Source organism: Paraburkholderia sp. BR10936, assembly GCF_040965735.1.
In the GTDB taxonomy this organism is placed as follows: Bacteria; Pseudomonadota; Gammaproteobacteria; order Burkholderiales; family Burkholderiaceae; genus Paraburkholderia; species Paraburkholderia nodosa_A.
The window spans coordinates 553,288-578,739 of the sequence record NZ_JBFRCM010000001.1; the positions used below are offsets into that span (position 1 = coordinate 553,288).

At 66.2% G+C, this 25,452-nt stretch carries 23 protein-coding genes; 10 read left to right on the forward strand and 13 right to left on the reverse strand.

What is annotated here, in order from left to right; genetic code table 11:
* The first annotated feature begins 230 nt into the window (after positions 1-230).
* Both AB4Y36_RS02625 and AB4Y36_RS02630 read left to right on the forward strand, forming a co-directional pair.
* On the forward strand, positions 231-1,205 hold the full coding sequence (locus AB4Y36_RS02625) for a sterol desaturase family protein (RefSeq protein ID WP_368682224.1): 975 nt from the start codon (positions 231-233) through the stop codon (positions 1,203-1,205).
* Positions 1,206-1,386: 181 nt separating this feature from the next.
* Entirely contained in the window at positions 1,387-2,781 is a 1,395-nt protein-coding gene (locus AB4Y36_RS02630) for an acylhydrolase (protein WP_368682225.1), read from the forward strand.
* 97 nt (positions 2,782-2,878) lie between these two features.
* Here AB4Y36_RS02630 and AB4Y36_RS02635 read toward each other — a convergent pair whose 3' ends face one another.
* The 7 genes from AB4Y36_RS02635 to AB4Y36_RS02665 form a co-directional block, all read right to left on the reverse strand.
* Complete coding sequence (locus AB4Y36_RS02635; RefSeq protein ID WP_368682226.1) at positions 2,879-3,931, reverse strand: L-threonylcarbamoyladenylate synthase; 1,053 nt, start codon at positions 3,929-3,931, stop codon at positions 2,879-2,881.
* 14 nt (positions 3,932-3,945) lie between these two features.
* Positions 3,946-5,163, reverse strand: a complete 1,218-nt coding sequence (locus AB4Y36_RS02640; RefSeq protein WP_069262846.1) for a 5-(carboxyamino)imidazole ribonucleotide synthase — start codon at positions 5,161-5,163, stop codon at positions 3,946-3,948.
* A 56-nt stretch (positions 5,164-5,219) separates the two neighbouring features.
* On the reverse strand, positions 5,220-5,738 hold the full coding sequence (purE, locus tag AB4Y36_RS02645; protein ID WP_028205944.1) for a 5-(carboxyamino)imidazole ribonucleotide mutase: 519 nt from the start codon (positions 5,736-5,738) through the stop codon (positions 5,220-5,222).
* Between the two features lie 26 nt (positions 5,739-5,764).
* Positions 5,765-6,655, reverse strand: coding sequence for a phosphoribosylaminoimidazolesuccinocarboxamide synthase (locus tag AB4Y36_RS02650; RefSeq protein ID WP_324160324.1), 891 nt, complete (start codon positions 6,653-6,655; stop codon positions 5,765-5,767).
* Between the two features lie 216 nt (positions 6,656-6,871).
* Positions 6,872-7,936 (reverse strand): class II fructose-bisphosphate aldolase, encoded by a 1,065-nt coding sequence (gene fba, locus AB4Y36_RS02655; protein WP_069262848.1) that lies wholly within the window; start codon positions 7,934-7,936, stop codon positions 6,872-6,874.
* A gap of 396 nt (positions 7,937-8,332) precedes the next feature.
* Positions 8,333-9,769: a pyruvate kinase gene (gene pyk, locus AB4Y36_RS02660; protein ID WP_069262849.1), complete on the reverse strand. Its 1,437-nt coding sequence runs from the start codon at positions 9,767-9,769 to the stop codon at positions 8,333-8,335.
* 429 nt (positions 9,770-10,198) lie between these two features.
* Positions 10,199-11,398: a phosphoglycerate kinase gene (locus tag AB4Y36_RS02665; protein WP_069262850.1), complete on the reverse strand. Its 1,200-nt coding sequence runs from the start codon at positions 11,396-11,398 to the stop codon at positions 10,199-10,201.
* A 494-nt stretch (positions 11,399-11,892) separates the two neighbouring features.
* On the opposite strand from AB4Y36_RS02665, the gene AB4Y36_RS02670 reads away from it, so the two are divergent.
* From AB4Y36_RS02670 to AB4Y36_RS02695, 6 genes are all read left to right on the forward strand, one after another.
* Positions 11,893-12,816 carry a branched-chain amino acid transaminase gene (locus AB4Y36_RS02670; RefSeq protein ID WP_083245133.1) on the forward strand — a complete coding sequence of 308 codons (924 nt, stop codon included), beginning with the start codon at positions 11,893-11,895 and terminating at the stop codon, positions 12,814-12,816.
* Between the two features lie 59 nt (positions 12,817-12,875).
* A complete protein-coding gene (locus AB4Y36_RS02675) occupies positions 12,876-13,070 on the forward strand; it encodes a zinc-finger domain-containing protein (protein ID WP_028205950.1) in 195 nt (64 codons plus the stop codon).
* A gap of 208 nt (positions 13,071-13,278) precedes the next feature.
* Positions 13,279-14,304, forward strand: a complete 1,026-nt coding sequence (waaF, locus tag AB4Y36_RS02680; protein ID WP_368682227.1) for a lipopolysaccharide heptosyltransferase II — start codon at positions 13,279-13,281, stop codon at positions 14,302-14,304.
* A 311-nt stretch (positions 14,305-14,615) separates the two neighbouring features.
* The gene (locus tag AB4Y36_RS02685; RefSeq protein ID WP_069262853.1) at positions 14,616-15,062 is read left to right on the forward strand and encodes a nuclear transport factor 2 family protein; all 447 of its coding nucleotides are present in this window, start codon (positions 14,616-14,618) and stop codon (positions 15,060-15,062) included.
* Positions 15,063-15,089: 27 nt separating this feature from the next.
* Complete coding sequence (locus AB4Y36_RS02690) at positions 15,090-16,160, forward strand: YheT family hydrolase (protein ID WP_368605576.1); 1,071 nt, start codon at positions 15,090-15,092, stop codon at positions 16,158-16,160.
* Positions 16,153-16,788 (forward strand): DUF2946 family protein, encoded by a 636-nt coding sequence (locus AB4Y36_RS02695; RefSeq protein ID WP_069262855.1) that lies wholly within the window; start codon positions 16,153-16,155, stop codon positions 16,786-16,788. Before AB4Y36_RS02690 ends, AB4Y36_RS02695 begins: the two co-directional genes overlap by 8 nt.
* Positions 16,789-16,796: 8 nt before the next feature.
* On the opposite strand, the gene AB4Y36_RS02700 is transcribed toward AB4Y36_RS02695, so the two are convergent.
* On the reverse strand, positions 16,797-18,602 hold the full coding sequence (locus AB4Y36_RS02700) for a M48 family metalloprotease (RefSeq protein ID WP_368682228.1): 1,806 nt from the start codon (positions 18,600-18,602) through the stop codon (positions 16,797-16,799).
* A 181-nt stretch (positions 18,603-18,783) separates the two neighbouring features.
* On the opposite strand from AB4Y36_RS02700, the gene moaC reads away from it, so the two are divergent.
* Together moaC and AB4Y36_RS02710 are read left to right on the forward strand one after the other, a co-directional pair.
* Positions 18,784-19,263 carry a cyclic pyranopterin monophosphate synthase MoaC gene (gene moaC, locus AB4Y36_RS02705; RefSeq protein ID WP_042266308.1) on the forward strand — a complete coding sequence of 160 codons (480 nt, stop codon included), beginning with the start codon at positions 18,784-18,786 and terminating at the stop codon, positions 19,261-19,263.
* Positions 19,264-19,267: 4 nt separating this feature from the next.
* Complete coding sequence (locus tag AB4Y36_RS02710; protein ID WP_368682229.1) at positions 19,268-19,618, forward strand: nucleotide pyrophosphohydrolase; 351 nt, start codon at positions 19,268-19,270, stop codon at positions 19,616-19,618.
* A 55-nt stretch (positions 19,619-19,673) separates the two neighbouring features.
* On the opposite strand, the gene AB4Y36_RS02715 is transcribed toward AB4Y36_RS02710, so the two are convergent.
* The 5 genes from AB4Y36_RS02715 to sucC all read right to left on the reverse strand — a co-directional run bounded on the left by AB4Y36_RS02715 (position 19,674) and on the right by sucC (position 25,426).
* Positions 19,674-21,488, reverse strand: coding sequence for a PglL family O-oligosaccharyltransferase (locus tag AB4Y36_RS02715; RefSeq protein ID WP_069262859.1), 1,815 nt, complete (start codon positions 21,486-21,488; stop codon positions 19,674-19,676).
* A 144-nt stretch (positions 21,489-21,632) separates the two neighbouring features.
* Complete coding sequence (locus tag AB4Y36_RS02720) at positions 21,633-22,244, reverse strand: pilin (RefSeq protein ID WP_342948440.1); 612 nt, start codon at positions 22,242-22,244, stop codon at positions 21,633-21,635.
* 126 nt (positions 22,245-22,370) lie between these two features.
* Entirely contained in the window at positions 22,371-23,093 is a 723-nt protein-coding gene (locus tag AB4Y36_RS02725) for a TerC family protein (RefSeq protein ID WP_069262861.1), read from the reverse strand.
* A 187-nt stretch (positions 23,094-23,280) separates the two neighbouring features.
* Positions 23,281-24,162: a succinate--CoA ligase subunit alpha gene (gene sucD / locus AB4Y36_RS02730; RefSeq protein WP_069262862.1), complete on the reverse strand. Its 882-nt coding sequence runs from the start codon at positions 24,160-24,162 to the stop codon at positions 23,281-23,283.
* Between the two features lie 97 nt (positions 24,163-24,259).
* The gene (sucC, locus tag AB4Y36_RS02735; RefSeq protein ID WP_321930262.1) at positions 24,260-25,426 is read right to left on the reverse strand and encodes an ADP-forming succinate--CoA ligase subunit beta; all 1,167 of its coding nucleotides are present in this window, start codon (positions 25,424-25,426) and stop codon (positions 24,260-24,262) included.
* Positions 25,427-25,452 lie beyond the last annotated feature (26 nt).

Consider the following 25,452-nt stretch of genomic DNA (forward strand, 5'->3'; position numbering starts at 1 on the left):
CCGCGCGCCGGGCTCGAATCTTTCCTCTAGCAAAGCGCCGCCCGTCCTGGGCGCGAGGCGTGTACCCTGACGGGCAAAGGCCGAAGGCGCGTCATAAAAATCTGTCATACGCGCCCGCCAATCGAGCCGCGCGCCCGTAAGAACGCGCACTAACGCGGCCGACAAGACATGAGACTACAACCGCCGCGCTGTCCACCAGCGCCGCCCACGGGACAAGGAGGACGACGTTCGTGCAGTTCGATGCGCAATGGCTGCTGCTCGCCCTCGCCCCCGTATTTCTCGCCTGCATCGGCTGGGAAGCGTGGCATCTCTCCCGCACGCGGCCGCGCACTGCATCGAACGCCACCCCCGACAGCGCCCGCTACGCCTGGCCCGATACGCTGTGCAACGCCGCGCTCGCGCTCATGCACCAGGGCGCCGACAAACTTGCGTGGCTCGTCGCGGTGCCCGTCTATGCCTACGTCTACCGGCACTTCCGGCTCGTTTCGTGGCAGCCGGGGCTCGTCGCATGGTTCGCACTCTTTATCGCGCAGGACCTGCTCTACTACGTGTTTCACCGCGCGAGCCATCGCGTGCGCTGGCTCTGGGCCGCGCACGTCGTCCACCATTCGTCGGTGCGCCTGAACCTTTCCACGGCGTTTCGCCAGAGCCTCATGTACCCCGTGGCGGGCATGTGGCTGTTCTGGGTTCCGCTCGCCATGCTCGGCTTCACGCCGGAGCAGATCGTCGCGATCGTGCTCGTCAATCTCGCGTTTCAGTTCTTCGTGCATACCCAGGCCGTAGGCAAACTCGGCTGGCTCGAATACGTGTTCAACACGCCGTCGATGCATCGCGTCCATCACGCGCGTAACGCACGCTATATCGACCGCAATTACGCCGGCGTGCTCGCGATCTGGGACCGCCTGTTCGGCAGCTATGTCGAGGAAGACGCGCACGACGCGCCCGATTACGGCATCGTCAAGCCGCTTGCGTCATGCAATCCGCTCAAGGCGACGTTTCACGAATGGCTCGCGATGGCGCGGGACTTCGCGCGCATGCCCGACTGGCGTTCGCGCCTCGCCGCGCTCTTCGCACCGCCCGATTGGTGCGAGCGCCACGACGCGCTCGGCCTCGCATCCGTGACGGTGCCGGCGACACCCGTGGGAACGCGCTACGGCGTGCCGGAAAACAACACCGAGGGTGAGTTCGGGTCGCGCAATAGCTGAGAGATTGCGTAGTCTGTCGGCCTTGGCCCTGACCCTGGGACAGCAGCACACAGGGGGTGCATGCAAGGCCGGCGATCGAGAAAAACATCGACAACGGGGCAGCTGCTCGTGCCACGAGCACCCGTTGCATGAGTAGGCAGGCATGGCATCAAAGGCCACACACAGAGGAGATGAAGTGAATATGAAGCATCAAGGACCGAGACACCGTAAGCTGTTGCGCGCCACCCAGATCGCTGCCGCGAGCGCCGCCTTTGCGCTGCTCGCCGCCTGCGGTGGTGGCAGCAGTGGGAACAACAACGCGAGCACGCCGCCGCCCTCGGGCGTCAACATGCAGGTGGTGGCGTTCGGCACGAGCCTGACCGACGCGGGCACGTATTCGGAGCAGATTCTGCCGGGCTTCGGCGGCGGCCGCTTCACGACCAACCCGGGCGAGGTCTGGGCGCAGCATGTGTCCGAGTACTTCGGCAACACGCTATCGCCCGCCTTCGAAGGCGGCTTCGGTCTGCCGCTCACGGCCGCGGGCGGGCTCGACTACGCGCAAGGCGGCGCGCTGGTGACGGGCGGCGGCGTGGCGAATACCAGCGCCGTGATCGCCGCCGCGAGCGAGCAGCCGGTCACGTGGCAGCTCCAGCAGTACCTGGCGCAGCACGGCAGCTTCAATGCGAATCAGCTCGTGCTCGTGGAAGGCGGCGCGAATGAAATCCTGAATCTGCTGAACGTGCCCACTAACGGCAGCCCCACGGGCCTGGCGTTGTTCGGCGCGGCGCTCGCGGCCACTCCGTTTTCGACGCTCGTCAACGATCCCGCGACGCAGCAGAGCACGGTTGCGAGCCTGATGCAGTCAGGCTTCACCCAAGCGCAGGCAACAGCCTTGGTGCCCGCCGCCATCGCGCTCGGTATCGTCACGAACCCGAACTACGCCTCCAGCTTCGCCTCGATCGCCCCGGTCCTCACAGCAGCGGGCACGCTGGGCGCGCTCGTCCATGCGGATATCGTCCCCGGCAGTCCGAAGATCGCGGTCGTCACGGTGCCCGACATCGGCAAGACGCCGGCGGCGCTGAAGGCCGATGCCGCCATCGGCGCAACGCCCGGCTCCGCGAGTTCGGCCGACCAGGCGCTCTCGCTCATTTCGGCGATGTATAACCTGACGCTGATCAAGGCGACCGCAGCCGACGTGCAGGCGAAGAAGGTCGTGCTGGTCGATACGTTCTCGTGGCTCGACCAGTCGATCACGAACGCGGCCAGCCTCGGCTTCACCGTGACGAACACGGATACGGCCTGTAACCTCACGGCCATGACGAACAGCGCGACCAACTACGCGCTCGCCAATCCGAAGGCTACGTTGGGGCTGGACCCGGCCACGACGCCGCAGGCAGTCATCAACCAGGCGGCGCAGACCTACGGCCAGAGCTTCGGCCAGTCGCTGTTCTGCTCGCCGCAAACGCTGACGACGGCCAACGCGCCGACGACCTACATGTTTGCGGATCTCGTGCACCCGACCACGGCGCTGCACTCGCAGTTCGCGACGTACGTCGAAAAGCAGCTGGCTGCTGCGGGCATCGGCAAGGCGCCCTGATAAGCGTCGCTTGCACCGGGCCTCCCGGTGCAAGAAAAAACGCCCCACGAACCGTCAGGCTCGTGGGGTGTTTTTCATTGAACGCGAAAGAAGATGATCAGCCCTGCTGCTGCGCCTCGAACGCCGCCGCCGCCCGCCCCAACCGGTCATTGACCGCGATCCACTCGATTGTCTCCGGCAGCTTCTCGATGAGAATGCGCGAGACATTCGCGCGATCGAGCGCGCGCAGCAAGCCATACAGCTCACGCGCATATTCCTGCGGCTCTTCCGGCGCGGTGACGAAATGCACGCCCTTGGCCTGCGCCCAATCGCCCGCGCGCGAGGCGCGCGCCACGAGCGCCACCGTTTCGCCCGCATCGCGCGCTGCCGCCAGCAGCGGCTCCAGCGCCTCGAACGGCAGCAGCGCGAGCGGCGTGCGCGGCGCATAGTGCGCCTTGAGCGTACCCGAGGCGCGCGGCGCCGTGGCGTCCGAGCCGTCGGGCAAGCGCGGCGCCTCGCCCAGCACGCGCGCGATGTCGTGCGGCGTCACGTGGCCCGGCCGCAGCAACGCGGGGAACCCGCGGGAGAGATCGAGAATCGTCGATTCGATGCCCACGTCGCATGCGCCGCCGTCGAGCACATGCACCGCCGCGCCGAATTCGTCACGCACGTGCTGCGCCGTGGTCGGGCTCACGTGGCCGAAGCGGTTCGCCGACGGCGCCGCCACGCCGCCATGACCGCCGCGACGCGCAGAAAACGCCGCCAGCAGCTGCTGCGCGACCGGATGCGAGGGGCAGCGCAGCCCCACCGAGTCCTGACCGCCGCTCACGGCATCGGGAATGCGTTCGTGGCGTTTGACGATCAGCGTGAGCGGGCCGGGCCAGAATGCATCGACGAGCTTTTGCGCCGCCTCGGGCCACTCCGCTGCCCAGTACTGCGGGTCGCCGCCCGGCGGCAAGTGCACGATCACCGGATGGTTCGCCGGCCGCCCTTTGGCCGCGTAAATGCGCGCGACTGCCTCGGGGCTCGCCGCATCGCCGCCCAGACCGTAGACGGTCTCGGTCGGGAACGCTACCAGCTCGCCCGCGTCGAGCAGCGCGGCGGCGTGCTCGATGTCGGCATCGGTCAGAGTCGGCGCGCCATCGTGCGGCGCGTTCTGCTGATCAGACATGATGCGGCTCAACCTCAGCTCGTGGCGATGTGCAGCAGGCGCGCGCAGTCGCGTGCGGCCGTGCGCGCTTCGTCGAGCGTCGGCGCAGTGAAGTTCACGTGGCCCATCTTACGGCCCGCACGCGCTTCTTCCTTGCCGTACAGATGCAGGCGCGCGGCCGGCATCGCGGCCACCTGGTCCCACGGCGGCGTGACGGGCGCGGCGCCCTTCTGGGGCTTCGCCTCGCCCACGGCGCAGGGGAACCACACGTCGCCGAGAATGTTCAGCATCACGGCCGGCGAGTGCTGGCGCGTGTCGCCGAGCGGCATGGCCGTCATGGCGCGCACCTGCTGCTCGAACTGGCTCGTGGCGCACGCATCGGTCGTGTAGTGGCCCGAGTTGTGCGGGCGCGGCGCCATTTCGTTGGCGACGAGCGAGCCGTCTTCGAGGATGAAGAACTCCACGCACAGCACGCCCACATAGCCGAGCTTCGCCGCGATCTGGATCGCCGCCTGCTGGGCCTGCTGCACGAGCGCCGGGCTTGCGTCCGGCGCGGGCACGATGGTGTGCGAGAGCACGCCGTTGCGGTGCGTGTTCTGCGCGAGCGGATAAACGACGGCCTTGCCGTTCGTGCCGCGAGCAATCAGCGCGCTCACCTCGAACTTCAGCGGCAGGCGCTTTTCCAGCACGCACGGCACGCCGCCGAGCGACGCATGCGCCTCGCGCACTTCTTCGGCGTTGGAGACACGAATCTGGCCTTTGCCGTCGTAGCCCATGCGCGCGGTCTTGAGAATGCCCGGCAGCACGGCGGCGAGAGTCTTGTCGTCGATGCCGGCGAGCGCCTGCGACGACTCGATCACCACGTGCGGCGCGACCGGCACGCCGGCCGCCGCTATAAAGCGCTTCTCGGCGATGCGGTCCTGCGCCACCGCCACGCAGCGTCCAGCCGGGCTCACGAAGGTCGACTTCGCGAGCGTGTCGAGGCTCGCCGCGGGCACGTTCTCGAACTCGGTCGAGATGGCCGCGCACAGACGCGCGAGTTCGGTGAGCGCCGCTTCGTCGTCGTACGCGGCGCAGATGTGGCGGTCGGCCACGGTGCCCGCGGGGCTCGTCGCGTCGGGATCGAGCACGGCGACGCGGTAGCCCATCGCCTGTGCGGCAAAGCAGAACATGCGGCCGAGCTGGCCGCCACCCACCATGCCCAGCCAGGCGCCGGGCAGGATCGGTGAAACCGGTGAATTGTCAGGAGTCATCTTCGTGGTCGGCCGCGGGGTGGCCGCGGCGCGTGGGGACGATCAAAGCGGGACGATCAAAGCGGGGGCAGCACCATGGCGTGCGCCGCTTCGTTCTGGCGCACACGGAAGGCCGCGAGCTTGTTCGCGTATTCGGTGTTGGTCACGCTCAGGATCGAGACGGCGAAGAGCGCCGCATTGGCCGCGCCCGCCTCGCCGATGGCGAAGGTCGCGACCGGGACGCCCTTGGGCATCTGCACGATCGAGTGCAGCGAATCCACGCCCTTCAGATACTTGCTGACCGCCGGCACGCCCAGCACGGGCACCGTGGTCTTGGCCGCCAGCATGCCCGGCAGGTGCGCCGCGCCGCCCGCGCCGGCGATGATCGCGCGCAGGCCGCGCTCGCGCGCCTTTTCCGCGTACTCGAACATCTCGTCGGGCATGCGGTGCGCCGAGACCACCTTGGCCTCGTACGCGACGCCGAACTCCTGCAGGATCGCGACCGCGTGCTTCATCGTGTCCCAGTCGGAGCTGGAGCCCATCAACACGCCGACGAGCGGCGCCGCATGCTGGTGAGCCGTCTGAACTTCGCTCATTGTGCTTCCTTTTTCCCTCTTCTCGCTCACGCGAGCTTTTGACCCGTGAGACGCTCGAGCGCCTCCTGATACTTTGCCGACGTTTTGGCGATCACTTCGTCGGGCAGCTTCGGTGCCGGCGGCTCCTTCTTCCAGTCCTGGGTTTCGAGCCAGTCGCGCACGAACTGCTTGTCGAACGACGGCGGGTTCGAGCCCACCTGATACTGGTCGGCCGGCCAGAAGCGCGACGAGTCGGCGGTGAGCGCCTCGTCCATCAGATACAGCTGGCCGTGGTTGTCGAGACCGAATTCGAACTTCGTGTCGGCGATGATGATGCCGCGCGTGGCCGCGTAGTCGGCGGCTTCCTTGTACAGCTTGATCGAAATTTCCTTGATGGTGCGCGAGAGCTCGGTGCCGATGCGGCGTTCCATCTCTTCGTACGTGATGTTCTCGTCGTGATGGCCCATTTCGGCCTTGGCTGCCGGCGTGAAGATCGGCTCGGGCAGCTTTTGTGCATTCTGCAGGCCCGGCGGCAGTTCGACACCGCACACGGCGCCCGTTGCCTGATAGTCCTTCCAGCCGCTGCCGGCCAGATAGCCGCGCACCACGGCTTCCACGAGGATCGGCTCGAGGCGCTTCACCACGACGGCGCGGCCCTTGACCTGCTCGACTTCGTCGGCGGCCACCACCGTTTCAGGCGCGACGCCCGTGAGGTGGTTCGGCACGACGTGCTTGAGCTTTTCGAACCAGAAGTCGGCCATCTGGTTGAGCACCTCGCCCTTGCGCGGAATCGGCTCGCCCATGATGACGTCGAACGCCGACAGACGGTCGGTGGTGACGATCAGCAGCTTGTCGTTGCCCACGGCATAGTTGTCGCGGACCTTGCCGCGGCCGAGAAGCGGCAGCGAGCGGAGCGTGGATTCGTAGAGGGTAGACATCGTCGTGATTCGCTAAAAGGACAATCGAAACGGAGGCGGGTTCGGTCCAGAATCGCAGTTGCAACCGCGCGCGGAAACCGTAAAACCGAAGGTATTGCGAGGGTAAACCAAAAACCGGCAAATTTCCCGGAAAAGCCCATCGCCGTTCCCCCAAAACAGGCGGAAACGGCGATGTTTTGCTACTCGAGGCGCACAGCGCCCGGCACAGAAGCTCGCTTAGCGAACGATCTGCGCGAGTTCGCCCGATTTGTACTTCTCGGCGATCTTGTCGAGCGAAACCGGCTTGATCTTGCCGGCCTGGCCTTCGCAGCCGAACGCGAGGAAGCGGTCCAGGCACACCTTCTTCGCGGCTTCGCGAGCCGGCTTCAGGTAGTCGCGCGGGTCGAACTTCGACGGGTTTTCATACATATAGCGACGGATCGCGCCCGTGATCGCCAGACGCAGGTCGGTGTCGATGTTGATCTTGCGCACACCGTGACGGATGCCTTCCTGGATCTCTTCCACCGGCACGCCGTACGTTTCCTTCATGTCGCCGCCGAATTCGCGGATCTCGGCCAGCAGTTCCTGCGGCACCGACGACGAACCGTGCATCACGAGGTGCGTGTTCGGAATGCGCGCGTGGATTTCCTTGATGCGTTGGATCGACAGAATGTCGCCCGTGGGCTTCTTGGAGAACTTGTACGCGCCGTGCGAGGTGCCGATGGCGATGGCCAGCGCGTCGCACTGCGTGAGCTTCACGAAGTCGGCGGCCTGCTCCGGATCCGTCAGGAGCTGCTCGCGCGTCATGGTGCCTTCGGCGCCGTGACCGTCTTCCTTGTCGCCCTTCATCGTTTCCAGCGAACCGAGCACGCCCAGTTCCGCTTCGACCGTCACGCCGATCGAGTGCGCCATTTCGACGACCTTGCGCGAAACTTCGACGTTGTACTCGTACGATGCGACTGTCTTGCCGTCGGCTTCGAGCGAGCCGTCCATCATCACACTGGTGAAACCGCTGCGGATCGCTGCCATGCAGACTGCCGGCGACTGGCCGTGGTCCTGGTGCATCACGACCGGAATATGCGGATACGACTCGACCGCGGCTTCGATCAGGTGGCGCAGGAAAGGCTCACCCGCGTACTTACGCGCGCCGGCCGATGCCTGCATGATCACCGGCGAACCGACCTGGTTCGCGGCTTCCATGATCGCCTGGACCTGTTCCAGGTTGTTCACGTTGAACGCGGGCAGGCCATAACCGTGTTCAGCCGCGTGGTCCAGCAGTTGACGCATTGATACGAGAGGCATTGTTGCTACTCCTTTGATTTGAAACGAAATGCTTCTGCCGCCGACTGTCTTGCGCAGCCGGTCGAGGGCGGCCTGGCAGCCGCCGCCCGCGTGACCTGCCGCGGGCTCGATGGCGTGATTTTATCGCGAAGCGCGTCCGATCCCGGCACCAGGCACGTAACTGGCATGAAATTGGCGTATCGGAGCGTCAGAACCGCGAGAAGATGCAAAAAGCGTTACAGCCCGTGCGCCGTTTCTATGGCGTACGGGCTTCAATTGCGGGGAAAAAGCGTCTAAACGGCACCGATTTGGCGTCGATCTGATACCAGTGTGGTACCAGTCGAAGCCGACCGCATTTATTTTCGGGAGTCGCGAAAATAAAGCGAAAAAAATCGCCGCGAGGTTACCGCACCGAAGTTAGAGCACGTCGCCGACGCGTACGATCTTCAGTGTGTTCGTGCCGCCCGGCTGCCCCATCGGCTCGCCCACGGTCAGCACGACCATGTCGCCGTGCGACGCGTAGCCCTTGCTGACCACCACTTCGATGGCTTGCTGGAGCGCCGTGTCGCGGTCGCTGCTCGTGTCGAGGTGCAGCGGCGTGACATTGCGATAGAGCGACATGGCGCGCTCGCTGCCTGCACGCGGCGTGAGCGCGAAGATCGGCACATGGGTCCAGTGACGCGACATCCAGAGCGCGGTCGAGCCCGACTCCGTAAGCGCGACGATCGCCTTCGCGCCCAGGTGATAGGCCGTGAACAAGGCGCCCATGGCGATCGACTGGTCGATGCGCGTGAAGGTGCGGTCGAGGAAGTCCTTGTCCAGTTCGGATTGCTCCGACTTCTCCGCTTCCAGACAGATCGCGGCCATGGCCTCGATGGTCTGCACCGGGTACTTGCCCGCGGCCGATTCGGCCGAGAGCATCACGGCGTCCGTGCCGTCGAGCACCGCGTTGGCGACGTCCGAGACTTCGGCGCGCGTAGGCACCGGCGCGTGGATCATCGACTCCATCATCTGCGTGGCCGTGATGACGAGTTTGTTCGAGTCGCGCGCCATGCGGATCATGCGCTTTTGCAGCGCCGGCACGGCGGCATTGCCCACTTCCACGGCCAGGTCGCCGCGCGCGACCATGATGCCGTCCGACGAATCGAGAATTTCCTGCAGCGCCGGAATCGCCTCGGCGCGCTCGATCTTCGCGATCATCTTCGGCTTGATGCCGTACGGCGCGCCCGCGATGTTCGCGAGCTGGCGCGCCATTTCCATGTCGGTGGCGTTCTTCGGGAACGACACGGCGACGAAGTCCGCGCCCAGCGACATGGCCGTGCGGATGTCTTCCATGTCCTTCGCGGTGAGCGCGGGCGCCGTCAGGCCGCCGCCCTGGCGGTTGATGCCCTTGTTGTTCGACAGGTCGCCGCCCACGCGCACGATCGTGTGGATCTCGCTGCCGATCACGCGCGCGACGTCGAGCACGATCAGGCCGTCGTTGAGCAACAGGATGTCGCCCGGCTTCAGGTCGCGCGGCAGATCCTTGTAGTCGAGACCGACGCGCTCGTCATTGCCGAGCTCGCATTCGGCGTCGAGGATGAACGGATGGCCCGGCTCGAGCGTCGTCTTGCCATTCTCGAATTTGCCGACGCGAATCTTCGGGCCTTGCAGGTCCGCCATGATCGCAACTTCGCGGCCAGCCTGGCGGGCGCAGTCCCGCACCATTTCAGCACGCTGACGATGGTCGTCGGCGGTGCCGTGCGAAAAGTTGAGGCGCACCACGTCCAGTCCTGCGCGGATCATTTTCAGCAGGATGTCCGGCGTGCTGGAAGCCGGACCGATGGTGGCGACAATCTTGGTGGCGCGATGCATGAGTCTCCTCGTCTGGATAGGATCGCTGGGAAAACCGTTGCTGCGAGAAGTGCTGGCCGGCTGCGCCGCGGGTGCGGATGCGCCGGAACGCGCACCGGGTGTACCCGGCGTCGCTTTCTTGGAGGACGCCGCAGGGCTCACATGAGCCGCTACGGCGCTGTCTACATGCGTAGTCGTATTCGATGCGGGCGTGGCTGTGCGCCCTGTCGGATTCTGTGCGGCTGTCGATTCAGCAGTCGACTGCGTCGCCGCAAGGTCCTTTTCGGCAGCGGCGGCGGGGGTCGCGTCGGCCCCCGCCTGGTCCGTCTCTGCCTGGGGCGCTGCGCGCCCCTTCTGTTTTGCTGCGGCCCCGGCTGCGCTGCGCGACTTCAGTGCGCCTGCACGAGGAAGTTTGCTCATGGCCTTCCCGGCCGGGGCGCGCGGCGCCACTTAACCAGCCGCCCGCGTTTCGAGCACTTCGACCGCCGGCAGCTTCTTGCCTTCGAGGAACTCGAGGAAGGCGCCGCCGCCGGTGGAGATATAGCTGACCTTGTCGGCGATGTTGTACTTCGCGATGGCTGCGAGCGTGTCGCCGCCGCCCGCGATCGAGAACGCGCCCGAACTGGCGATCGCATCCGCGAGCGTCTTCGTGCCGTTGCCGAACTGGTCGAACTCGAACACGCCGACCGGGCCGTTCCACACGATCGTGCCGGCCTGCGCGAGTTGCGCGGCGAGCGCGTTGGCGGTGACGGGACCGATGTCGAGGATCATGTCGTCGTCGGCCACGTCGGCCACGTTCTTCGTCTCGGCCCTGGCCGTCGGCGAGAATTCCTTGGCGGTCACGACGTCGGTCGGGATCGGCACGGAGGCGCCGCGCGCGCGCGCCGCGTCGATGATGGCCTTCGCATCGTCCACCAGATCGGCTTCGGCGAGCGACTTGCCGATCTTCAGGCCCGCGGCCAGCATGAACGTGTTGGCGATGCCGCCGCCGACGATCAGCTGATCGACTTTCTCGGCCAGCGACTTGAGGATGGTGAGCTTGGTCGAAACCTTCGAGCCCGCCACGATGGCCACCAGCGGACGCTTGGGCGCGCCGAGCGCCTTGCCGAGCGCGTCGAGTTCGGCCGCGAGCAGCGGACCCGCGCAGGCGACGCTCGCGTACTTCGCGATGCCGTAGGTCGTGGCTTCGGCGCGATGGGCGGTGCCGAACGCGTCGTTCACGTAGATATCGCAGAGCTTCGCCATCTTTTGCGAAAGCTCGTCCGAGTTCTTCTTTTCGCCCTTGTTGACGCGGCAGTTTTCGAGCAGCACCACGTTGCCCGGCTCGACGTTCACGCCGTTTTCAACCCAGTTCGCGACCAGCGGCACGTCGCGGCCGAGCAGTTCGGCCAGACGCTTCGCGACCGGCGCGAGGGAGTCTTCGGGCTTGAACTCGCCTTCGGTCGGGCGGCCCAGGTGCGAGGTGACCATGACGGCCGCGCCGGCGTCGAGTGCGGCCTTGATGGCCGGCACGGAGGCGCGCACGCGGGTGTCTTCGGTGATGTTGCCGTGGTCGTCCTGCGGCACGTTCAGGTCGGCGCGGATGAATACGCGCTTGCCCTTCAATTTGCCTTCGGAGATCAGATCGGAAAGACGCAGAACCTTGTTCATGGGCATGTCATCTTGATGGTGGGAAGGCGGTGGCAAGGCGATGCGGCGCCGCGGGCCTCATTCTGGCGCGGCAAGACGTGCGGGACGGCACGGCGCGGGATCCGGTTTGAACGCTGTTTCGGGTCGCGGCTCCATGTCGCTGCTCGTCGCTGGCACGAGCCGGCATCGATTGCGAGATCGGTATTTTAGCTGATAGCCAGGACGATCAGAGACGTGTCCAGGCGAATCTCCCGTATTTGGGCAGACGCTGCTCGCCGGGCGGGCGTTCGCGCGATTTGCTGCGATGCAGCATGGGCTAAATCCAAAAAATATTCGGGCGGAACGCGCGCGAAACGACCCTAAAATCGCCCGAAATCCCCGCCCCAAGCGCCCGCGGGCGCGCTGGCAGGCGTCAAATGACGCTAAAATAATCGTCTTTGCCAACCGCAGCCACGCGGCGCGCGGCGAAACCCCTATATAAGCCCGATATTTACTGCACTTGTCTGGAGATTCGTATGTCAATGGCCGACCGCGACGGCAAGATCTGGATGGACGGCAGGCTGATTGATTGGCGCGACGCCAACATTCACGTGCTGACCCACACGCTGCACTACGGCATGGGTGTCTTCGAAGGTGTACGCGCCTATCAGACCGCCGACGGCAGCACCGCGATCTTCCGCCTCGCCGAGCACACCAGGCGTCTGCTCAACTCGGCCAAGATTTTCCAGATGGACGTGCCGTTCGACGCGAAGACGCTCGCCGACGCGCAACTCGAAGTCGTGCGCGCGAACAGGCTCGAGTCGTGCTACATCCGCCCGATCATCTGGGTCGGCTCGGAAAAGCTCGGCGTTTCGGCCAAGGGCAACACCATTCACGTGGCCATCGCCGCATGGCCGTGGGGCGCCTATCTCGGCGAAGACGGCCTTGCCAGGGGCATCCGCGTGAAGACGTCGTCGTTCACGCGCCATCACGTGAACGTGTCGATGGTGCGCGCCAAGGCTTCGGGCTGGTATGTGAACTCGATCCTCGCCAACCAGGAAGCCACCGCCGACGGCTACGACGAAGCGCTCCTGCTCGACGTGGACGGCTATGTCTCGGAAGGCTCGGGCGAGAACTTCTTCCTTGTGAACAACGGCAAGCTGTACACGCCGGACCTCGCGTCGTGCCTCGACGGCATCACGCGCGACACGGTCATCACGCTCGCGCGCGACATGGGCATTCCCGTGATCGAAAAGCGCATCACGCGTGACGAGGTGTACACCTGCGACGAAGCGTTCTTCACGGGCACCGCCGCCGAAGTCACGCCGATCCGCGAGCTAGACAACCGCACCATCGGCAGCGGCTCGCGCGGCCCGGTCACGGAGAAGCTGCAATCGGCCTTCTTCGACGTCGTTTCGGGCAAGAACGACAAGTACGCGCGCTGGCTCGCGAAGGTCTAAGACAAAAGGTCCGGGCGAGCCAACGCCTGGCCCCCACAGCTACACAGAGAATCGTCCTCATGAGCGAAATCAAGGAAATGCCGCTGGTCGAACTTTCGGCCAAGGATCTGCCCGCTTACTGCCCGAATCCGTCGATGCCGCGCTGGAGCAACCACCCGCGCGTGTTCCTCGACGTGACGCACGGCGAAGCGAAGTGCCCGTACTGCAGCACGCGTTACAAGCTGCGCGCGGGCGAGGTCGTCCACGGCCACTGACGCGTTTCGCCTCACTCGCGGCGCGCCGTCGTTGCATGCGGCGGCGCGTTTTACGTGCCGCCGCCGCCCGTTCACCGGCGCGCGGCTTCTCGTCATTTTCCCAACCGTGTTTCGCGCGCGGCCCAATCCGCCCCCATGCCGGCCCGAGCCGGCGCGAGGCGGGCAAGCCGCACGTGCAACCTTTACCCTCTCCGGACCCTGACTCCCGATGCGCCGCGCGCTGGTAATCGCACCGAACTGGATCGGTGACGCACTGATGGCGCAGCCGCTTTTTTCGCGGCTCGTGAAACTGCACCCGCGCATTCAGATCGATGCGCTCGCGCCAACCTGGGTTGCGCCCGTGCTCGAGCGCATGCCCGAGATCCGCGACGTCTACGCCACCGACCTCGGCCACGGCAAGCTGCAGCTGCTGCGCCGCTGGCAACTGGCGGGCGATCTGCGCGCCGAGCGCTATGACGCCGCCTACGTGCTGCCCAATTCGCTCAAGTCCGCGCTGATCCCGTGGCTCGCCAATATCGGGCTGCGCATTGGCTACACGGGCGAGAACCGTTACGGCCTCTTGAATGTGCGCCATGCGAATCCGCCCAACGACGAGCGCCCGCCGATGGTCAGCCACTACGCCGCGCTCGCCTACGCGCCCGGCGCGAGCGTGCCCGACGACCTGCCGATGCCGCGCCTCGAGTCGGACCCGAACGAGGCGTCGCGCGTGTCGGCGCGCTTCAATCTCGATACGCGCGTGCCGCTGCTCGTGTTCTGCCCCGGCGCCGAGTACGGCCCGGCCAAGCGCTGGCCGCCCGAGCATTTCGCGGCGCTCGCGAAGATGGTGGGGCAGTCGTTCCCGTACACGCAGATCGTCGCGCTCGGCTCGCCGAAGGACGCCCCGCTCGCCCAGGCGATTGCCGATCGCGCGCCGAACGTGCGCAACCTGTGCGGGCAGACCGCGCTCGGCGAGGCGTGCGCACTGATCTCGCGCGCGAACGCCGTGGTGACCAACGATTCGGGCCTGATGCACGTGGCCGCCGCGCTGCGTCGGCCGCTCGTCGCGCTGTACGGTTCGACGGATCCGCGCCACACGCCGCCCTTGTCCGAGCTTGCAAAGGTACAATGGCTCCATCTCGAATGTAGTCCCTGCTTTGCGCGAGAGTGTCCGCTCGGGCATCTGAACTGCCTGCGCGAACTGAGCCCGGAGCAGGTTTTCGGCGATCTACGCGGCATGCTGCTCGGGCAGCGATAAGCAACAGGCATCGCCAGCAGCGTTGGGCGGCTATGTGCCGCCCGCCACGCTGAAAACATCGCGCACACAAATGGATGTGCGCCACGCAACGGACGCCATGCGCGTTGCGCGCGCCCAATAGAGGCAACGAGGCGCGGGAGGGACCCATGCGCCGCATCGGAGCACGTCACAGGCCTGCCTCGCGAAAGCGGCATGCTCGCGGCAAACGCGCGGCACGCAGCGACAGCCGCACAACGACGCAACCGATCAATCGCCAACCCGCGCCCAGGTAGACGCCGAATGCGACACCGAGCGCACAAGACCAACGAGCCATGCCACGTTTTGCCCACATCTTCGAAGCCGCCGCGGACACCCTCAACGCGTACTACCAGGCCGTCGCGGAAGTCAACATCGACAGCTTGATGGGTCTGTGGATCGATGAAGAGTTCGTGAGCTGCATCACGGCGGAAGGCGCGCACCTGCACGGCCTGCCGAGCATCCGCGCGGGCCTCGCCGCACAGCTCGAAGCGGCGCCGGTGTCGATCGAGCCGCTCGACATCCGTGTGTACGACAGCCTCGGCACCGTGGTCTACGCGATCGTGGAAGCGCACCGCCCGGTCGATCCCAGTGCGATTCCCACCATGGTCTTCACGACCTACGTGATGGTTCACGAACGCGGCGAGTGGCGCATTGCGCACATTCACGCGAGCCGCATGCCCGACGACGCAGCCACCCAGTTCTCGGCCAGATTGCGCCACGGCCAGGGCGCGCTGCACTGACATAAGGGCGCAAAGCAGGGGGCAGTGATGAGTACGACCGACGACACCAGCAGGCCCGGCGACGCAGCCCGCGTCGCGGCCGCGCTCGATGCCCAGACCGCCCTGCTCGGCCCCCACTACGACAACGACTACCGCGCGCCGTTCTGGCTGCCCGGTGCGCACATCCAGACCATCGTGCCGGCGCTGTTCTCGCGCCTGCCCGCGCCCGCCTACCGCCGCGAGCGCTGGGACACACCGGATGGCGACTTCATCGAAGTGGACTGGCTGGACGGCAAGCGTGCCGGTGCGGATTCACACAACGCCCCGCTTTTCGTCCTGTTCCACGGCCTGGAAGGCGGCTCGAGCTCCCACTACGCGCGCGCGCTCGCTGCCGCCGCGCAGGCGCGCGGCTGGCATGCGGCGATCCCCCACTTTCGCAGTTGCAGCGGACCGCTGAACCTGCTGCCGCGCTTCTACCATCTCGCCGATTCCGCCGAAGTCGACTGGGTGCTGCGCCGCTTCGCTGCCCGCCACGCGGGGCCGCTCGTGGTCGCGGGCGTGTCGCTCGGCGGCAACGTGCTGCTGCACTGGCTTGCCCAGCGTCGGGAAGACGCCGCGATCGTCGCGGCCGCCGCGGCGATCTCCACGCCGCTCGATGTGCATGCAGGCAGTGAGATGCTGACGCAGGGTTTCGGCATGATCTACACGCGCAGCTTCCTGAAAACGCTGAAAGTGAAGGCGCTCCAGAAACTCGAGCAGTACCCCGGCCTGTTCGACGCGCAAGCCGTGCTCGCCAGCCGGACGATGTACGAATTCGACAATGTCGTGACGGCGCCGCTGCACGGTTTTCGCGACACCCACGACTACTACACGCAAGCGACGATCCGTCCGAAGCTCGGCGAAATCGCCGTCCCCACGCTCATTCTGAACGCGCGCAACGATCCGTTCCTGCCGGGCCGCGCGCTGCCCGCGCGCCACGAAGTGAGCGCCGCCGTCGAACTCGATCAGCCCGCGCACGGCGGCCACGTCGGCTTCATGACGGGACCGTTCCCTGGCCGCAGCGACTGGCTTTCGCAGCGCGTGTTCGCTTATCTCTCGCCTTTCGTCTCTCATGGATGACATCGTCAAACAGGCGCTCGCGCGCTGGCCCAACGTCCCGCATTGCACGGGCTGGCTGCTGCTCGACGCACGCGGCAACTGGCGCATGCGCGACGAGGCCGCCCAGGCGCAGAACGCACCCGGCACCGCGATCCGCCACGAAGCGCTGCTCGGCTTCATCAACCGCAATTACGAGCGCGATGAACACGGCCAGTGGTACTTCCAGAACGGGCCGCAGCGCGTGTACGTCGAACTCGAATACACGCCGTGGATCGTGCGTCTCGCCGCGGGTCACGAGGGCGACGACGCGTTGACGCTCACCGATCAGGGCGGTCAAGCGTTCGAGCCCGTGGCCGCCTACCTCGACGAAGCGGGCAGCGTGATCTTCGCCGATGCGAGTTCGCCGCCGCGCGCGGCGCTGCTGCACGACCACGACCTCGACCTCTTCACCGACCACGCCACGCTCGCGGACGACGCGCACAGCGGCACCTTCCACTGGCGCGCCGGCGCCGCGCTGCCGCTGCAGCCGGTCAAGCGCGCCGACGTGAGCACGCGCTTCGCCTTCGTGGCGAGCCCGGCGCGCGCCGAGCGCGAAGCGCAGGCCGCGGGGCACGGCGCGAGCGGCACGCCGCCTGCATCCGCGGACTGAGCCCCGACTTAGCCGCGGCCCTCGTCCTTCTCGTCCTGGCGCTCCTGCTGGTAGCGCGCCTCGAAGTCGTGCAGGCGCGCTTCGATCGTCGACAGATCGTAGTAGCCCACCGATTTCATGTCGCGCGCCTCCTTGAGCTGACGGATAGCCGAGGGCCACGCGCCGTCGAGCGCCAGCTTCTCCGCCATCGCCCGATGCTGAGTGAGCGCGTCGCCGAGTCCGGCACTCGCCTGCGCCAGATAGAGCCACCAGGCGTCCTGCTGCGGTTCGGCCTCGGTTTCGCTGCGCGCGAGCGTCTGCGCCTCCTTGAAGCGCCGCGCCGCGATCAGCGCCTGCAGCAGCGCATCGGCGGCCGCGTGGGAGCCTGGCCACGCCATGTGCGCGGCCTCGGCCAGCCGCACGGCGTCGTCGGTGCGGCCTGAGCGGCGCGCGATATCCACGGCGAGCACGTCGAGACTCGGCGAGCGGCGCGTCTTGCTGCCATCCGCGGCCTCGAACTTCGCGAACGCCGCGCGCGCGTTCGCGAGCGACGCCGTGGCGTCGTCGTAGCGCTCCAGCAGCAACTGCGCGTAGGCAATGCCATACCAGTTCGCGGCGACGTTGAGCGCCGTGCGGTCCTCGAGCTCCGAGCGCAGTCGCGAAACCTCGTCGATGTACTCGTTGCGCGTGCGGTCCTGAAGCACACGCACGCGTGCGCGCACGAAACCGTACTCGGGCGCCTGGCGCGGCTGACGGTAAGCGGCGCGGCGCGCGCGGTCCTGCATGTCGGCGATGCGCTCGCCGGTGAGCGGGTGCGTGCGCGCGTAGGCCGGCACGCCCGTGTCTTCCATCGAATCGCGCTCGAGCCGCTCGAAAAACGCCACCATGCCCCACGGGTCGTAGCCCGCGCCCGTGAGCAGCTGGAAGCCCACGCGATCGGCCTCGTGCTCCGCGGCGCGCGAGAAACGCAACTGGCTGTCCACGGCATACGCCTGGCTGCCGAGCGCAATCCCGGCGCCGAGATCGCCGCTACGCGCGAGCACGCCCGCGAGAATGCCGAACAGCACGCCGGCCAGCGCGGCCAGGCCCGTGCGCTCGCTCTGCGAAAGCATACGTGCGATGTGCCGCTGCAAGACGTGGCCCATTTCGTGACCGAGCACGGAGGCGAGTTCGGACTCCGTTTGGGTGACGACGATGAGCCCCGAGTTCACGCCGATGAAGCCGCCCGGCAGCGAGAAGGCGTTGATCTGGCCGTCGCGGATCGCGAACAGATCGAAGTCGGGCCGATAGGCGCCGATGAACTGCGCGCTGGCGGCCGCCGCTAGGCGCGCGGCCACCGAATTGAGGTAGTCGCGCACGAGCCAGTCGCCGATATAGTCGGGGTCGCGGCGAATCTCGCGCATCACGCGCTCGCCGATACGGCGCTCGGCCTGCGGCGTGAGCGCGCCGCCGGAGCCGTCGCCGAGGTCGGGCAGTTGCGGCACCCAGGCGGGGGCGCGCACGCTGGTATTGCCGCTCGACGACGAGGAAGCTGCGCCTGCCTGGCCCTGGGCCGAAAAGCGGCTCTGCGCGCCGCCGTAAGTGCCGAACACGCCCTGCGCGATCGAGGCGGGGACGACGGGGTCAGCCGAGTCGTCGAACGGGCCGCTGACGAGTGCGGGCGCCGCATTGGCCGCGTTCGGTGCCGGGCTGGAGGGGGCCGGTGCCGGCTGCGCGGCCATCGGCGGGGCCGCGCCGGACTTGAGGACGGCGGCATTCGACGCCTGCGCGTACGCTTGCGGCGAAACCATAAGCGACGCGCACAACCATGCAGCAAGCAGCCGTTTCAGACGCATTGATGACAGGATCGGGGAATGCGGAACACCGGCGCGGCGGCGCGCCCGGTGAGGACCGCCCGCGCCCGTGCGCCAACCCATCGATTGTAGCCCGCCTTACAACACTTGCGACACGGCAAGACGCGTAGAAAGCGCGGCGTGCCGCACTGTTAAGATAGCTACCCCTCAAGGAAGAACCACCATGCCTGAACTCACGCATTTCGACGCAGCCGGCGACGCCCATATGGTCGATGTCGGCGGCAAGGCAGAGACGAAGCGCATCGCGCTCGCGAGCGGCACGATCCGCATGTTGCCGGAAACCTTCGCGCTGATCCGCGACGGCCACGCGAAAAAAGGTGACGTGATCGGCGTTGCGCGCATCGCCGCGATCCAGGGGGCGAAGCGCACCTCGGATCTGATTCCGCTGTGCCACCCGCTCGCCATTACGCGCGTGAAAGTGGACTTCGCGCTCGACGAAGCGCTGCCCGGCGTTCACTGCACGGCGCAGGTGGAAACGCTCGGCCGCACGGGCGTGGAAATGGAAGCGCTGACCGCCGTGCAGGTCGGACTGCTGACCGTCTATGACATGTGCAAGGCCGTGGACCGCGGCATGACGATCACCGATGTGCGCGTGCTGGAAAAGCACGGCGGCAAGTCGGGAGACTGGGTGGCGGAGCGCTGATGCCATGACGCTCGACGAACTGCTCGCGCAGGTTCTGGCCTTTCGCGACGAGCGCGACTGGAAGCAGTTTCACACCTTGCGCAACCTGATCGTCTCCACCAGCATCGAGGCAGGCGAGCTGCTGGAAACGGTCCAGTGGAAGACCGACGCGCAGATCGACTCACAGCTCGCCGATCCCGCGCAGCTCACGCATCTCAAGCACGAATGCGCGGATGTGTTCATCTACCTGTTGCTGGTCGCCCATACCGCCGGGATCGATCTGGTCGAAGCGGCGGCGGAAAAGCTCAAGCTGAACGCGCAGCGCTATCCCGTGGAGAAGGCAAAAGGCAGCGCCGCGAAGTACTCCGAGCTTTGATTGCCGGAGCGGCGGCGAGCTGACTCACCGCCCCTTCACGCGCGCGCTGTGAGACTCAATCGTCCGAATCGTCCTCGTCGTCCTGTTCGACCGATTTCGCCGGCGTCCCGTACTTCTTGACGAGTTGCGCCTTGAAGTCCGCGAGCGTGGGCTGCTCGTCGAGCAGGCCGTAGAGCGAAGCGAGTTGCGTCTGCCAGTCGTGCAGTTCCGTGGCGAAAATGCGCAGACGCTCCACCGTATCGAAAGCGCCCGCCGTATCGCCATCCAGCGCCTGCAAGACCGCGTAGCGGCGCAGCACCGTTTCGCCGGGCAGCAGCGCGATGGCGCGCTGGTGCGCGTAAAGCTTGCTCGGCAGGCTCGCGGCGTTCATCGGCAACAGCGTGGCCATACCGTAGTCGCCCCAAGCGCCGAACAGGCGCGAAGGATCGTCGCCGTAGTCGCGCGCCGGGTGCTGACCGTAATACAGCACCTCGGCGCGGTTGTAGTCGCGCAGCACCGGGTACAGCGCCGCGACGCCGCCGAACACGACCACCGCATACACGCCGAGCGAGACGCGCGGCGGCACGACACGCAGCGGCTTCGTCTCCAGCAGGCCGAACACGAACATCGCCGGCAGCAGGAAGAACATGTACTGCTGCGGATATTCGACGAGCGCATGCATGACGAGCACGCCGATCAGCATGAAGCCGAACACGCGCTCGGCGGTATGCGGCGCGCGCAGCCCGCGCACGAACCACGCGACGAGCCCGATCACGACGATGGCAAGACCGACGAGGCCGGTCTTCGCGAGCAGGTCGAGGAAGATGTCGTGCGCGTTGTTGGCGATCTCGACGCCGCCAAGCGAGCGCGCCAGCTCGAACTGGTGCACCGGGAAATCGCCCCAGCCGACGCCTAGCACCGGATGCGACTTGAACATCGTCCAGCCGTAGCGCCACAGTGCGAGGCGCGGCGCGATCTGGCTGGCGTCCTTCATGCGCTCGGCGGCGGACTGCGCAAGGTCCAGGCCGTAGTGGACGTTGGCCCAGCGCACGAATGCATTCATGCCGAAGAAGATCAGCACGAGCACGAACGGGATGGCCCAGGCGCGCACGCCGCCGGCCTTGCGGCCCGCACCCGCACCGCGTCCCTCGTCGCCTTCGCTGCGGCAGCCCGTGAGCGCGATCCACAGACCCGCGACGAAAATCACGCCCATCTGCAGCCACGGCCCGCGCGACACGGTGAGCGCGAGACCGCCCGAATAGATCACGGTCAGCACGCCCCACAGCAGGATGTTCAAACGCCGTGTGAGGACGAGGTACATCGCACCCGCCATCGCAAAGGCGATATAGGTGGCGAGGTGATTGGCCTGCGCCATGTTGCCGAACGGCCGGCGATCGACCGTGATGTTGTACGCCACCACGAGCGGCGTGACCTTCGTCTCCAGGTGAAAGAGCTGGATCACCTGGGTGAATACGGCGAAGAGGCCGCCGAACTGCAGCGCGAAAGCCGCCCACACGAGCGCCGATTGCATGAGGCGCGCGCGCGTGATGGTGTAGCCCGCGTGCGTCGCGAGGAACGCGGCGAGCAGATAACCGGCGCCGAGCCAGTTCATCGAAGGCTCGGCAAGCGGCAGTGCGAACGTCTGCACGATCAGCAACAGACCGAAGAAGAGCGGCACGAGCGCGACCGTGGGCGATGCGAAGCCCTCGCCTGCGCGCGCCGGACGAATGAGCAGCAACGTCGCGGCGCCCATCAGCACATAAAGTGTCAGTGCAACGAATTCCGCGTAGAAAGTCGGAATCGGATAGGTGTGGTTGACGACCGCATAGGGCAGCGTCAACGCGAGGGCCAGCAAGACGAACGTAAGGTAACGCGCAAAATTGGAAGGCATGGTTGGGCGGGGGCGTTCAGCAACGGGGCACTATACAAAACTTTTCCCCCGCTGTGCGGGTGCGGCCGGTCGGGTCGCATCCGCGTGCGCTGCGCGAGTGGGCTTGAAAGCGCTCACGGTTGCCCCCGCACCGATGCGCAAACCTTATGCGCGGCACTCCGGCGGTGCGAGGTTGCCCGCCAGCGTTGCGGCGTCCGTGGGCGATGGGCCCGTGCCGGGCGCGCCAAGGGACGAAGCCGTCTTGCCCGCTGCGAAGCACTCCCACGTGAGCGTGCCGCCCTGCACACTGCCCTGGGCGAGCACGACGCGCGCGGTGGGCGCATCGGCGTTGTCGGGCACCGAGGGTACGAGCACGATGGTGTTGCTGCCCTCGGGCGCCACGCGCGAGGTGAAAGCGACGGTGATCTGACCGGTCGTGTCATCGATATGCAGCGACTGCACGTTGCGCGTGGCGGGCGGCACCGTGTAGCCCGCGCCGAACGCGTTGCCGCTCGCGGCGTTCTCCGCCACGGCGAGGCGCGCGGAAGCCGCGAGCGAAAGGCCCTCGCCCACGCGGCTGCGGGCGAGGTAATCCTGGTACGCGGGAATGGCGTAGGCCGCGATCACACCGACGATCGCGAGCACGATCATCAGTTCGATCAGCGTGAAGCCGCGCGCGGTCCAGCGCCCGGCAATGCTCGCGAGGCGCGAGAGTCTGGCAAAACACGCGCAGCCGTTGGGCGGCTGCGGGTTCATGGGAAGTGCGGATACGATCATCGTCAGGGCTCCTGAAACAAGAAACGCCTGCTCACAGTCGTGAACAGGCGTCTTGATCGTATCGGCGGCCCGTGCTGCGCAGCAGTCGGCCAGATGGCCCAGGCACTATGGCACAGCCATGCGCGCTCAGTGCGACTGCGGCCCCTGCGTCGCGCTGCGCTGCGCGTTGCGGCGCCGAAGCCAGGTCCCGAGCGCGACGACGAACACGGCCCCCGCCACGCACATGCCGTATTCGGCCGCGGGCGTATCGAGCAGCGGCCAGCGGTCGCCGGCGGGATCGTTGACGATGAGCCCGCCCGCAATCCAGCCGAGCAGCGCGGCGCCGAGCGTCACGATCACCGGGTAGCGGTCGAGCAATTTGAGTACGAGTTGGCTGCCCCACACGATGAGCGGAATACTTACCATCAGCCCGAAGATCACGAGTGCGATGCGATGGCGCGGATCGGCCGCTTCGGCAGCGCCGGCAATCGCGACCACGTTGTCGAGGCTCATCACCGCGTCGGCAACGACGATCGTCTTGATCGCGCCCATCAGCTTTTCGGCAGGCTTCACGTTGGCGTGCTCGAGTTGACTGGGCGCGAGCAACCGAACGCCGATCCACAGCAGCAGCAGGCCGCCCGTGAACTTGAGGAACGGCACGTTGAGCAGCACCACGGCGAAGGCGATCAGCACCACGCGCAGCGCGATCGCGCCCGCGGTGCCCCACAGAATGCCGCGCATGCGCTGCTGCGAAGGCAGGTCGCGGCAGGCGAGCGCGATCACCACGGCGTTGTCGCCGCCGAGCAGGATGTCGATGACGATGATCTGGATGACAGCGCCCCAGTGGAGCGTCGCGAAAAACTCGAGCATGGAGACGAAGACTCAGCCGTGACTCAGGATAGGCGGCTCATACGGCGAGCCAAATAAAAAAGCGAGGAGGCCACGACTGGCTCCCTCGCTCTTTGTTCGGAAACCTCGTGAAAGGATTCCGCAAGCATATCAAAAAACGCCGGCCGCCCGCGCATACATGATGCACGAGTGGCGGCGCATTTCGAATTTACAGCATCGCCTTCAGCAGACGACCCATTTCCGACGGGTTGCGCGTCACCTTGATGCCGCACGCGTCCATGATTTCCAGCTTCGCGTCGGCCGTATCCGCACCGCCCGAGATCAGCGCGCCGGCGTGGCCCATGCGCTTGCCCGGAGGCGCCGTGACGCCCGCGATGAAGCCAACCACCGGCTTCTTCATGTTGTCCTTGATCCACTCGGCGGCGTTCGCTTCGTCCGGACCGCCGATTTCGCCGATCATGATCACGGCGTCCGTATCCGGATCGTCGTTGAACATCTTCATGACGTCGATGTGCTTCAGACCGTTGATCGGGTCGCCGCCGATACCGACTGCCGACGACTGGCCGAGGCCGATCGCGGTCAGCTGGGCAACCGCTTCATACGTCAGCGTGCCCGAACGCGACACGACGCCGATGCGGCCCTTGCGGTGAATGTGACCCGGCATGATGCCGATCTTCAGCTCGTCCGGCGTGATCGTGCCGGGGCAGTTCGGGCCGAGGAGCAGCGTCTTGCGGCCTTCGCGGCGCATACGGTCCTTGACTTCGATCATGTCGCGGACGGGAATGCCTTCCGTGATGCAGATCGCGAGATCGAGATCGGCCTCGACGGCTTCCCAGATCGCAGCAGCAGCGCCTGCCGGCGGCACGTAGATGACCGAAACGGTCGCGCCGGTGGCGTCCTTCGCTTCACGCACGTTCGCGTAGATAGGAATGCCTTCGAAATCTTCGCCGGCCTTTTTCGGGTTCACGCCAGCGACGAACGCTTCGCGGCCGTTTGCGTACTCACGGCACGCGCGGGTATGGAACTGACCGGTCTTGCCGGTGATGCCCTGCGTGATGACCTTGGTGTCTTTGTTGATCAGAATCGACATGTATTGACCTCTTTTCGTTTGGCGCCGCGCGTCGCGTCATCCGCGCCTTGCGTTGCGGATTTCGCGCCGGCACGCCGCCATTCGTGTCCGGTGAAAATTACTTGCCTTCGGCAGCCGCGACGACCTTCTGCGCGGCTTCTTCCATGCTGTCTGCCGAAATGATCGGCAGGCCCGATTCGGCCAGCATCTTCTTGCCGAGGTCCTCGTTCGTGCCCTTCATGCGCACGACGAGCGGCACGTTCAGGTTCACGGCCTTCGAACCAGCGATCACGCCTTCTGCGATCACGTCGCAGCGCATGATGCCGCCGAAGATGTTCACGAGGATCGCCTTCAGGCCCGGGTTCTTGAGCATGAGCTTGAACGCTTCCGTGACCTTCTCGGTCGTGGCGCCACCGCCCACGTCGAGGAAGTTCGCCGGCTCGCCGCCGAACAGCTTGATGGTGTCCATCGTCGCCATGGCGAGGCCTGCGCCGTTCACCAGACAGCCGATGTTGCCGTCGAGCGAGATGTACGCGAGGTCGAACTTCGAGGCTTCGATTTCAGCCGGATCTTCTTCGTCCAGGTCGCGGTAAGCGACGATTTCCGGATGACGGGACAGTGCGTTGGAGTCGAAGTTGAACTTCGCGTCGAGCGCGATGACCTTGCCGTCGCCGGAGACGTTCAGCGGGTTGATTTCAGCCAGCGATGCGTCGGTTTCCCAGAATGCCTTGTACAGGCCTTGCAGGATGGCGCGGGCTTGCGGAATCGAAGCAGCCGGCACGCCGATCTTCGCGGCGAGGTCGTCGGCCTGAGCGTCGAGCAGACCCGTCGACGGCTCGACGATGACCTTGTGGATCAGTTCCGGGTGCTTTTCGGCGACTTCTTCGATGTCCATGCCGCCTTCGCTCGAACCCATCAGAACGATCTTTTGCGACACGCGATCGACGACGAGGCTGACATACAGTTCCTGCTTGATGTCGGCGCCTTCTTCGATCAGCAGACGGTTGACCTTCTGGCCTTCCGGACCGGTCTGGTGCGTGACGAGCTGCATGCCGAGGATCTGGTTCGCGTATTCGCGGACTTGCTCGATCGTCTTGGCGACCTTCACGCCACCGCCCTTGCCGCGGCCGCCAGCGTGGATCTGCGCCTTGACGACCCAAACCGGACCGCCCAGCTCTTGAGCGGCCTTGACCGCGTCATCCACCGAAAACACCGGGATGCCGCGCGGGACCGCGACTCCGAATTTCCGCAGGATTTCCTTACCCTGGTACTCGTGAATCTTCATGCGTGATTCCTTCAGTCTGAGAGTTG